This is a genomic window from Halorubrum halophilum (genome assembly GCF_000739595.1).
Taxonomy (GTDB): Archaea; Halobacteriota; Halobacteria; order Halobacteriales; family Haloferacaceae; genus Halorubrum; species Halorubrum halophilum.
In genome coordinates this window covers 1-10,500 of record NZ_BBJP01000052.1, presented here as the reverse complement: position 1 = coordinate 10,500, position 10,500 = coordinate 1, and the positions used below count along the sequence as shown (strand labels likewise).

The window sequence follows — 10,500 nt, the reverse complement described above, 5'->3', positions numbered from 1 at the left end:
TCGTCAGCAATAATGAGGTTATCTCACGGGCTCACGCTGTGCCGGCTGTCGAGACCTCGGGGTAAACACATACCTCCAGTGTACTTGACTCGCTCTCTACGGTTGGCCCTGATTCAATAATGCTTGTTGTCTCTGTTGGCTTCGGTGCTAGTGCGTATCTCATCACTAAGTTCACCGGCGGCGGATTCTAACTGCCTGACAGAATCTTTCATAGGTCGTGGGCCCTATGGGCCCACGACCTGTAAAGAATTCTTGGCGTTGAGGAGCAGCTGATCGGGAACAATTTGCTCGAACACCATCTTCATAAGTGAGAGCGGCGTAGACTAGAGCAAGCATGGACTACGAAGAATTACGATCTGCCCTCGATGACCGGGCTGGTGAGCGGTCCCAGCTTAGCAAAGGCTCGCGTGAGGTTGGTCGGAAGCTCGCCAACCTCCCAGACTGAGTGGTTATCCCGCCTGTAGCCTGTCGATAAACGCCCTTCTTCCATCATCAGTGACCTCCCGTAGATGAGTGACATCTGCCTCTTCTAACACTCGCCTCACGAATTCCCTGGTCCTCTCCTGGTGGCGTTGAGTGTAGTACTCGTGGTGGTCCCGTCGATCGAGATCGATGTCGTCAAACGAGATAACAATTCCTTCCTTCCGCTCAACAGCACCGTACCCGTAGTGTTTTGCCCACCGGAATAGGGCGAGGTGGCTCTGTTGAAATCATTAGGAACTGATAGGACCGGCGTGCGAGATACAGAGCGTGTAGTCAGCACAAGAACTGCGTATTTTCTCAAAAGATTCCAGAATCAGCCGATAGAATGTGCTTGTATACCTAAGACACGCGTGCTTACCGAACTTGCTGCCAAGATGGATTCACTTCGAGTTTTTGAATAGCTGGTTTGAGTTCCGATTGAATCGCCCCGTAAAATCGTTCTCGACCGACAGGAGTCCGGATACAGATAATGGCTGTTTCACTGGTAATCTCGAAAATCGACAGCCGCCACTGATTATTCTGATGAGTCCATTTACCAAGAATCGCTGCTTGTTCGTCCTGAACGGTGGAGTTGCCCAACTCCCAACTCTGCCGGGTTAGATGAGACAAGTCGAATGGTACCACATCAGGTAACGTGGCAGGGCTCCCACTTTTACCTCGGTTGTTACGGGCTGCCATAGCACGATATTTCGAATTGTTCATCAAAAATGTGTCTATCTTGGCGACTGGGACGAGACCGCCATTCGGGGCGATTATCCGAGAACTGCTCATTACGAAACAGAGCGCGCAGCCATACAGTACGAAGAAACCGCTCTATATGTTACGCTGGCTCTGTTGAAACCCTCAACTGATGACAAATTCGCCGTGCTGGATACAGAGCGTGAGTGCAGTAGTACTGCACTCTCCCAAGACGATCAACATATTGAGTATGTTGATTCCAAGGTCCCGGACGCTCCGAAGTAGAAGACGATCTCACCGAGGCAGTCGGAGACGGACACATTGACGCTAGCAGTGTTACCGGAGGACTCACTCGCGGTCACCGACACTGATCTATTGTTCTCTGGGAGAGATACTTCAGTGATTCCTGCAACCACGACATCCAAGCGTTCGGCGACTGTATGGGGCTCCTGATAGATCTGGGCTCCCTCGTGCGCGACAGTGATTGTCAGGGTAACCTCGCGTTCAAGCGAGTTATCGACGCGAATGGGGTGCGGATAGTCACCGGATCCGGAGACGACGAGATCGTCCGCTTCCGAGGACGAGGGTGAGTCCGACGGGGGATCCTCAGTACCACCGAGACATCCCGAAAGACCCACGACAGAGGCACTTCCAAGCGCTCCAAGCAAAATCCGTCGTTTCACACTCCTGTAAACGATGGATATCGATTTCTTTCTTTGGATATGTCAACTGATGATTTGACCGATGTGCGCTCTGTATTCAGCACACCCTGCGAAATATATCACTGATTAAGGATTTCAACAGAGCCGTTACGCTGATACAGACAGGGCTACGTGACCGGTATGCGCTCTATATTCAGCACAGCTGCAAAAACATATCACCTGCTGAGGATTTCAACAGAGCCGGCGAGGTGATTTCGCAGCGTGAGAATCCTTTTGGAGTCGTAGATGAACCCCGCAATCCAGTCGTACCATCCTCCCTCCTCGCCTGTGTCGGGCATCTCGAAGTCGGCGTCGTACGACGTGAGATAGCGATCAACTAGCCCGATTGCTGTCCGGTGGTTGGTGTTCGGCATTGGGTGTGTGAGCACAAAATTGGACAGTAGCTCCGCCGCTACGTCGGGTACAGGCTGCTTCCACTGAACGCGATTCAGAACGTCTGGAACACGGTCGAGGTGTATGCCCTTGTACGTCTGGAGCTCATTGCCCTGTTCCGCCTTCTCTTCAAGAATCCCCTCAAAGATATCCAGTACAGTCGATAAGACAACTGCGTTCCGTTGCGTGAAATTCTCCAAAATCCACTCGACGCCGTTGTCATCAGAGTCTGGCAGTCCAGCGTCGTAGCTCTCCCACGTGTAGATGAAATAAACCAATTCATCACCAATCTGTTCTACACGCAGCTTCACCGAGACGTGTTCCTTGTCTGTATACGCGTCCCCGCGGCTCAGACACTCTTCGCGGTCGTTAGTGATGAATTCGATAGAGTACCGTCGGTCATCGGGGTGGTGATACTGTAGTACAAGTGTATCTTCGTCAGAACTCATTCGTATCAGGCTCTTCGGGGCCGCTGTCTCGCATCTCAGCAGCTCGGTTTTGAACTAACTCGACGTACGTACGCACCTGGTCCTCGGAGAGATCGTAGGCTCTGGCGACCCACTTGACGCCCATCGTGGGGTTCGAGGCGAGGTACGCCATCACGATGTCCTCACGAACTCGTGCGACGGCTGGAGGCACTCCCCGCTCGCCGGTCTTCTCTTCGCGGAACCCGCCAGTGATGGTGTGTACGTCGGCGTAGAGACGCGCCTTGTCCAGAGAGTAGAACGACTTCACTCGCCCCAGCGGACCTTCGTAGTGGAACCTGTCCTCTTCTCCATCGATGTGCTCACGGACGATCCGGCAGCTGTGAGGATACTCCTCGACGATGTCGGTCATGTGTTCTCACCGTCCTCGGGCCAGTACCACACGACTTCACCGTCCTTGAGAGAAAGAACGCCGTCGGGCTCGGCACGCTCGTAGGCCGCCACCATCGGCGTGAACCCGACACGCTTCCCGGTCTTGGCGGTGAAAACCTGGGAGTATGCGCTGAGAAGTCGCCATCGACCCCACCGCGCCTGGAGTTCCCGCAGCTGCTCACGCATTGTTGCTCTCCTCTTGGAAGGCTTCGAGTTCTTCGCGAACAACTTGCCTCATCCGCGCTTCCATCTTTCCGGCATCATCCGAACCGAGCTCGTCTAGCGGGCGTAGTTCATCCACAGCGGCGTCCACACGCTCGTCGTATCCTTCTCCTTCCCCGGCAAGGTAGAGGTCTTTGCGCTCGTCGTAGAGCCGCGTGAGCGTGCTCTGTGGGATGCCGGTGTCTTCGGAGACCTTCACCCGGCTTTCACCGTGGGCGATGCGAGCGAGAGCGTCACGCATCTCTAGGAACTCCTCGACATCCACATGGAGCTTCCCGCTGTCGCCGACTGTGAATCCACGCGGCGGGCGTCCCGTCCACTTCCCAGCCTTCTGTGCCGCTCGAATCCCTGACTCGATACGTTGGAGTTTCTGTTGGTGTTCGATCTTCGCTAGGTCGCCCATGATGTTGGCGACCATTGTGTACAGCGTCTGCTTCAGCGAGCACACCGACGAGTCGGAACGTTCGGGTCGTGCTGACGCCCGACCCTCGCTTGCGGTCGAATGAGAGGGTGATCCGAGCGTCGATCTCCTGTCGCTGCAGGTCGTCGAGGACGTCCTGCAGCGACTCGCCTTCGAGTGGAATACTGTTTCCCCGCCATGTGCGAAGCTCTTCGATGATCTCGAAGTTCGCGTCATCTTTGACCCGTGAGACGAACCAGCCGTCGTTTTGGTCGATACGGTCGAACAACCAAAAGTCGTAGAAGCCGAGATCGAGTAAGACGAGTGCGCCAGCTACCCACTCGCCGGTGGGTAGCTGGCTCCGTTCCTGCGTTTTGGCGTCAGTCGTTTGAAACCGCGTAGGAAGTCCGGTTGAGAGTGATTCTGTGAGGTGGAGCTTCACGCCAGCTTGATCTTCGCCAGTCGCTGCGTAGACGTCTGTAGCGTCTTGGTAGAGTGAGACGATAGAGGCGTCAACAATAAGGACGTCTCGAAAGCGTTCGAGACGTCCGCTGAGGTCGGTTTGTCCCGGTTCGAGATTCTCGATGGCGTCATCGAGAATCTCTCGCAGGAGTGCAACGAACGCGGGTGAAAACCAGCCGTGGAAGGTTGGATAAGCAAGTTCGTCACAGTCAGCCATTTCGACGAACCGTTCGAGAAATGTCTGAATAGAGCGATCCGATCCAGCAGCGAAACCCAGTGAGAGGGTGTAGAACAACGCGACAGTGTCGAACTTGCGCTCTCGTTGGACGAGATTCGTTGCGCGAGCGCGCTCGCGCAACTCATCAGAGGGAAACGCTCTTTTGATCCGGTCAACAATCACTGAATCCGGTGGTTGGTAACTCACAGCAGCCACCGGGTTTCTCTGACAGGTAGTTCCAACGGTATTCAGATCAGCAGACGGCGCTGGCACGAGGAGTTAAACTACAACGGATGCATCCCACTCAGAGCTCTCTCGAACCGGCTCGACAGCCAAAATCAGCGGGATGTTTTGCCCGATGATCGAAAGCGTCGCAAATTTGAACGCTCGACCGTCTCTATCCTTCGTCCCGCTGACCATCGACATCTCCTCGACATCCCCGTAGTAGGGAATGGTCGTGATATCGATCGCAGCGAACGAGGCGATCGGCGACGAGACTGGTGTCGACTACGGGAGCGTCTGCGGCGCCGACGACGGCTGCTGTTAGGGGAGATCACAAAAGTCGTTCCGGCTGACGACCCTACCAATCGTCACTCCGCGGACGGAGTTTGCGACAGGAGTTCGTCGAACAGCGAGACGACACGTTCTTCGATCTCGTCACGGATCTCACGAACCTGCTCGATCGGACGCTCGTGGGGGTCGTCGAGCCCCCAATCGCAATTCTCGCCGTTCCACGTCGCCGGGCACACGTTCGATGCCGAACGTCCCATCCTGACGACGAGATCGACCGCCTGGAACTCGTCTGGCGTCACCTCTCGTGGCGTTCGGTCGCTGAGATCGATGTCTTGCTCTCTCATTGCTCTGACGACAAATCCTGCGGGCGGCCTCCCAGTCCACTCTTTTGGCTTTTACTACGGGAATCATTCATCTCGTGGCGACGACACGGGCCATTGAGATGAGCGTTGTACTGGCGGTCCTCTTCGTGCTCAACGGACTAGGTTTCCTCGGCGGAGCAGCACTGTATTTCACCCGGTTCTGGCGATAGATTTGCCCGTTCCTTCCGAAAGATGTCCCAATAAGCCACCGCAGTCACCCTATTTCTTGTTTAACTGAAGGCAGATGGTGTGTGCTGTGGGTCCTGCGTGACAATGGGGCGATCTTCTTCCAGCAGACGCCGGTCGCCGGTGAGATGCTCTGAGATAGGCTCGTTAAGATTGAGGGTGTAGTGGTAGTTAACGACCTACCTAGCAGATCTGTATCTAGCTCACCGTCGCGACGGCCAACATTCGAATGGATGCCGAACAGATCGTCGGCGCCAACGCGGTGGTATCCACGTTCAATTTTTGTATCCCTCACCCTCGATCGGACCGCTAAACACGCCATAGAGGAATTTGAAGTACCACAGTACAAGGAGAAGCGCCGGAAATCCGAGAATCGTCACGAGATTCAGGGCTAACGGTGAGACAACCGCTTCTCGAACCGTCAAGCCAGTTGGCGGATAGATCGTCGGATACAGCAGGAGCGCGACCAGCAGGCTCAACAGCGCAGGAAGCCCGAGTGCGCTCACCAGCCAAGCACGGTACTTGCCGCGCAGGGCAAGAACACTTCCCCCTCCTCCCGCAACAACCGACAAGACGACAATCGCACCTACGGGGAGCGAAAGAACCATTTCGGCAGCACCTCCGGCATCAGTTACGACAACGGTCGTCAGCAGAGCGACAACTCCGATCAAGTACGCCAGCGTCGCAATAATTCCGTACGTGCGCAGGTCTGACGCTAGCCGTGGCTTGGTTTTAGCCGTCAGAAAGGCCGCCCCGGTGGCGACCGAGACGGTTACGAGGCCGACACCAGTCAGCAGTGCCGGCAGCGACAGCGTCGGCGCGTCGAAGATCCACCGACCAGCGAGAGTACCGAACAGCAGCGGTGCGAGAAAGCTTCCTCCGATAAAGGAGTAATCCCAGTACCGCTTCCAGCGCTCGTTGTCGCGCTGTTCGCGCATTTCTGGACCGAGCCCGCGGAACAGCAGCGCGAGCACGAACCCGAGCGCGAGCAGGTAGTGGTCGGCCAAGACTCGCGAGTACACCGGCGGGAACGCCGCTAGCAGCATCGTTCCGAAGGCGACAACCCATACCTCGTTTGCGTCCCAAACCGGACCGAACGCCGTCAAGAATGTCTCCTTCTCGTGTTCGTCGTCGCGAGTCGCGTACAGCATTCCGATTCCGAAGTCGAACCCGTCGAGGACTACGTACATCGCCAGCGCAAACATGACGGCACCGAACCAGATCTCGGGGAGTGCGTCGACAAGATACGCGTCGACGAGCAACACAAGGTCAGTCATCGTCGCTCACCTTCGGGACCGGACCGTACCAGCGATCGTCGTCCGATACCTTCACTCCGAGTTCCCGGAGCTCGTCTTCGACCAGCCACCGCAGCACATGAAGAGCTACCAAGATCAATCCGATATAGATAACGACGAAGCCAACGAGCGTCAGAGTCGCTTCGGATCCGCTCAATGTCGAGGAAACGGCCTCACTAGTTCTGAGTTCATCCTGGATGACCCACGGTTGTCGACCGATCTCTGTGACGTACCACCCCGTGAGAAGCGCCGCATAGCCGAGCGGCGACGCAGCGATCATCGTCTTCAGGAATCGACTGCTCTCCGAGAGGCGTCTGTTGTAGATGAGATACCCGCCCCATAGTGCCAGCCCGATGAACAGGAATCCGAGTCCGACCATGAACCGGAACGACCAGAACACTATCGCTACGGGCGGGTTCTCCTCATACTCGTTTAATCCAAGCACTTCGGCGTCAAAGTCACCACCGGTAGCGAGGAACGACCCGACCCCCGGAAGACTCACAGTAAGGAGGTTCTCGGCTTTCGGATCGGTGATTGCGTCAATGCTCTTTGGGAACGCGAGCAGGTGTAAGTCCGCCGTGCCGGTATCGTAGTGAGCTTCCATGGCTGCGAACTTCTGTGGCTGTGTATCTGCGACGTGACGCCCATACGCGTCACCATGGACTGCCTGCAGAGGAGCGGTGACGAGCAGGATGATAACCGCGAGTTTCAACGCGGTGTTCCACGCAGCGGCATCGCGCTTCTTCCAGACGATGTACGCCGAGACCCCGGCGACCAGCAGCGCGACAGAAATAACCGACGCATTGACCATGTGTACATACATCCACGGCATCCGGGGCGTGAAGAACGCAGCCAGCGGGTCGGTTAGCTTTGCGACCTCCATACCGTTACGCGTGATCATCTCGAAGCCCTGTGGAGTCTGCATCCAAGCGTTGACGATCAGGATCCAGAAGGCCGACAGCCAAGCCCCGACTCCCACCAGTACCGACGAGAGAATGTAGGTCCGATCGCTGACGCGTTCCTGACCGAACAGCAATACCCCGAGGAAAACAGCCTCAAGGAAGAACGCCATCTTCGCTTCGAATGCGAGCGGCCCACCGATCAGCTCTCCAGCCACCTCGGCGAACTGCGGGAAGTTCGTCCCGAATTGGAAGCTCATCGGGATGCCAGTGACCGTTCCCATGACGAATCCGGCGGCGAACACCTTTACCCAGAATGATCGCAGCCGTGTGAACCGCTCTTCGTCGGTCCGAACGTCCTTCCAAGTGAAGTAGACGATGAACGGCGCCAGCCCGACCGAGAGCGAGGCGAAAATTATGTGAACGCTGATCGTCCAGCCGAACTGCGCACGGCTCGCAAGCTCCGGCGAGAGCTGTAGCGCCCATCCCTGAATCAAGACGTCGGGAAGCGCCGTCAGGAACATACCTCTATTTGCTCACGGAACTAAAAGAGAAGCTGTGTTATTCCCCCTTTCGAGAACTGTACTACGATGGTTTATATCCGCAGAGCCGTAGCTTCTGTAGTCAATCCGAGATGGTCACCGGCAGTGCCGAGGATCGGAGCTCAGAACACTTTTTATATCCTTGATGTTGGGACTTTTTCAGTAGCTGTACACTTTGTTGAGCATCACCAGGCACCTTAATCGGTTGCCAACACCCTGGTGTATATAAAGAACTGACTGGCTAGACCCGCCCGGATTGGACGGGAGTGGCGCATTCGAAGGTCACACCAGATACCTCAAGACCGCGGGACCGATACGCGAACGTATGGACCGACGGAGTTTCTGTAAAAGGGCCGGCGTCGCGGGAGTCACCGCCAGCACTGCCGGCTGTCTTGGTGTTCTTGGCAGTAGTGGCGCCGAAGGAACTGTTCTCGGACCGCCGGAGCGAGACCTCAGCGAGGCATCGTTTCCGAGCTACGGTGACGACATGCCTGAGTTCACCGTCCCCGACCCGATTCACGGCGAGGAGATATCGACAGGCCAGTTCGAGGGCGAGCGCGCGGTGCTGTGGACGTCATTTTACACCAACTGTCCGGACGGGGTGTGTCCCGCACTTATTCTCCGGCTCCGTCGCGGACAGGAAGCCGCTGCCGAGGAAGGGTATAGCGACCAGGTCACGTTTCTCCCCATCACGTTCGATCCAGAGCGCGACACCGCCGAGACGCTTCGTGAGTACGCTGGCCAGCAGGGGGTCAACCTCGATGCGGGTAACTGGCACTACCTCCGCCCAGAGACCTACGAGCGGGCCCAAGAGATACACGATGAGCACTTCGGTCTGAAGATTGAGAAGCAACCGGCAGATGATATCGAGAACCTAGAGTATCGCTTCCCGCACTATGGGCTCATCATCCTCGCCAATAAGCAAGGGATTATCGAGCGGGCGTACCCACGGGGCCCGCAAACCGACATCGAACGTCTCGTCGACGAGCTTGAACGAGTGGCCACCGCGTGACGGGTTGTGGGTTCCGGGAGGCCAGCTACTGTCGTTTTCCGCATCGTAGTTGTTGACTGGAGCCCGTCGCCGATATCGAGCCAGCGAAAAGTGTCTAGTGCTCTGTCAGTGCCTCATTGCGCCCCCAAGAGGCTGATAATGCGGGAACATCGGGTGTGGAAGGTGAACACCGAGTGCCATCAATCCGTGTGCGAACAACACGTATCCCAGCACAACGAACACCACGCCAAGCAACCGATGGACGCGACGGCGGTGGGCGACATCGATCGACTGGATAATGGTTCCATAGAGAAAGACAGCCGGAATCGTTCCAATACCGAGGGCACCGAGAGCGATTCCTCCAGTGGTGGGGGAGCCGCTCGCGAAGGCGAACAGATAGGCGGGATACAGCATCGGGCAGGGAAGAAACGCGTGGACGGCGCCGAGACCGACAATACTCGGGCTGTTCACGTGTCGGTGAACTCTCGCCGCGAGCCACGACGTAACGCGCTGGACGCCGGGTATTCGAATATCACCTCCGCTTCCTCCAATGACATATCGAACGCCGGTCGCTACAATGAACCCTCCGACCGCAAGACCGACAACACCTCGCAGGAGGTCAGCGATCGGTGTCAACTGGTCAGCGGTGACGAACACGACGCTTCCGAGCGTGCCGAAGACGGCCCCGTGAATCGCGTACGTCGTCGCCCGGCCGACGTTGAACAGGAAGTGTTGGCGAACCTCGTAGGTCGTGAGATGACCGGAACGCCCGTCGTTGGCCGTCACCGCCCCGCCGTCAGGTTGCGGCGTCATCTGCTTCGAGTACATCGTCACTAACGGCCCACACATCCCGATACAGTGTGCGCCGCCCAGCACGCCGATGAGAACGAAGAGTACGACGTCAATCCGGAGGAGCGACTCGATCATAGTCGTTCTTGGCTTCGTATGGATTTGTGTCGTCTGGTGTATCTCTCGAACGAAACTGGGCAGTACTGAGGACGTGTTACTGTAGAGCAACGAAGGGGCGTACTGGGGTGAGGCGTTCTCGAGTACCTGGAGTGTAGCTAGGGGCAACAATGAAAATAGAAATTAACAGGCAGTATGTGACTAAAATACGCATATTATTTTGTACATATGAATGGCGAATAGAAGGCACACATCAAATCCATCCTCCGAGGTTGTGGGCGCGAGCGGTATGGTGAGGTCGTTGACTTACCGGATACTCATCTCACACGCCGCGCGAGGAGGGTGGCCCCAATGAAGAGGGGAACGTTATTGGTACGTGTTTAGCCCCGTCTG

Annotated in this window: 10 protein-coding genes and 4 pseudogenes; 3 read left to right on the top strand and 11 right to left on the bottom strand. The window is 56.5% G+C overall.

Features of this window, described 5'->3' with window-relative positions; genetic code table 11:
- Positions 1 to 837 precede the first annotated feature (837 nt).
- The 7 genes and pseudogenes from ACP96_RS18120 to ACP96_RS20065 form a co-directional block, all read right to left on the bottom strand.
- Positions 838 to 1,161: a hypothetical protein gene (locus ACP96_RS18120; RefSeq protein WP_082222577.1), complete on the bottom strand. Its 324-nt coding sequence runs from the start codon at positions 1,159 to 1,161 to the stop codon at positions 838 to 840.
- An 877-nt stretch (positions 1,162 to 2,038) separates the two neighbouring features.
- Entirely contained in the window at positions 2,039 to 2,704 is a 666-nt protein-coding gene (locus ACP96_RS14110; RefSeq protein ID WP_050033795.1) for a hypothetical protein, read from the bottom strand.
- The gene (locus ACP96_RS14105; RefSeq protein WP_050033794.1) at positions 2,694 to 3,092 is read right to left on the bottom strand and encodes a hypothetical protein; all 399 of its coding nucleotides are present in this window, start codon (positions 3,090 to 3,092) and stop codon (positions 2,694 to 2,696) included. The genes ACP96_RS14110 and ACP96_RS14105 overlap by 11 nt, the downstream gene beginning before the upstream one ends.
- Positions 3,089 to 3,298 carry a hypothetical protein gene (locus tag ACP96_RS14100; protein WP_050033793.1) on the bottom strand — a complete coding sequence of 70 codons (210 nt, stop codon included), beginning with the start codon at positions 3,296 to 3,298 and terminating at the stop codon, positions 3,089 to 3,091. Before ACP96_RS14100 ends, ACP96_RS14105 begins: the two co-directional genes overlap by 4 nt.
- On the bottom strand, positions 3,291 to 3,599 hold the full coding sequence (locus ACP96_RS18115) for a hypothetical protein (protein ID WP_082222576.1): 309 nt from the start codon (positions 3,597 to 3,599) through the stop codon (positions 3,291 to 3,293). Before ACP96_RS18115 ends, ACP96_RS14100 begins: the two co-directional genes overlap by 8 nt.
- A 168-nt stretch (positions 3,600 to 3,767) precedes the next feature.
- Positions 3,768 to 4,629 (bottom strand): annotated as a pseudogene (locus tag ACP96_RS18110) (IS4-like element ISH30 family transposase); the annotation flags it as partial.
- An 81-nt stretch (positions 4,630 to 4,710) separates the two neighbouring features.
- Positions 4,711 to 4,887, bottom strand: a pseudogene (locus tag ACP96_RS20065) (transposase); the annotation flags it as partial.
- Between the two features lies 1 nt (position 4,888).
- On the opposite strand from ACP96_RS20065, the pseudogene ACP96_RS20060 reads away from it, so the two are divergent.
- Positions 4,889 to 4,960 (top strand): annotated as a pseudogene (locus ACP96_RS20060) (halo-CC-star protein HcsS); the annotation flags it as partial.
- A gap of 43 nt (positions 4,961 to 5,003) precedes the next feature.
- Here the strand turns inward: ACP96_RS20060 and ACP96_RS14090 are convergent.
- Positions 5,004 to 5,297: pseudogene (locus tag ACP96_RS14090) on the bottom strand (arsenate-mycothiol transferase ArsC); the annotation flags it as partial.
- Positions 5,298 to 5,314: 17 nt separating this feature from the next.
- Between ACP96_RS14090 and ACP96_RS20055 the strand changes: the two are divergent.
- Positions 5,315 to 5,458, top strand: a complete 144-nt coding sequence (locus ACP96_RS20055; protein WP_425545172.1) for a DUF7475 family protein — start codon at positions 5,315 to 5,317, stop codon at positions 5,456 to 5,458.
- A gap of 291 nt (positions 5,459 to 5,749) precedes the next feature.
- On the opposite strand, the gene ACP96_RS14085 is transcribed toward ACP96_RS20055, so the two are convergent.
- Together ACP96_RS14085 and ACP96_RS14080 are read right to left on the bottom strand one after the other, a co-directional pair.
- Complete coding sequence (locus tag ACP96_RS14085; RefSeq protein ID WP_050033791.1) at positions 5,750 to 6,751, bottom strand: cytochrome d ubiquinol oxidase subunit II; 1,002 nt, start codon at positions 6,749 to 6,751, stop codon at positions 5,750 to 5,752.
- Complete coding sequence (locus ACP96_RS14080) at positions 6,744 to 8,192, bottom strand: cytochrome ubiquinol oxidase subunit I (RefSeq protein WP_050033790.1); 1,449 nt, start codon at positions 8,190 to 8,192, stop codon at positions 6,744 to 6,746. The genes ACP96_RS14085 and ACP96_RS14080 overlap by 8 nt, the downstream gene beginning before the upstream one ends.
- 343 nt (positions 8,193 to 8,535) lie before the next feature.
- On the opposite strand from ACP96_RS14080, the gene ACP96_RS14075 reads away from it, so the two are divergent.
- Positions 8,536 to 9,222, top strand: a complete 687-nt coding sequence (locus ACP96_RS14075; RefSeq protein WP_050033789.1) for an SCO family protein — start codon at positions 8,536 to 8,538, stop codon at positions 9,220 to 9,222.
- A 105-nt stretch (positions 9,223 to 9,327) separates the two neighbouring features.
- Here the strand turns inward: ACP96_RS14075 and ACP96_RS14070 are convergent, their stop codons facing one another.
- Positions 9,328 to 10,128 carry a sulfite exporter TauE/SafE family protein gene (locus ACP96_RS14070; protein ID WP_050033788.1) on the bottom strand — a complete coding sequence of 267 codons (801 nt, stop codon included), beginning with the start codon at positions 10,126 to 10,128 and terminating at the stop codon, positions 9,328 to 9,330.
- Positions 10,129 to 10,500 lie beyond the last annotated feature (372 nt).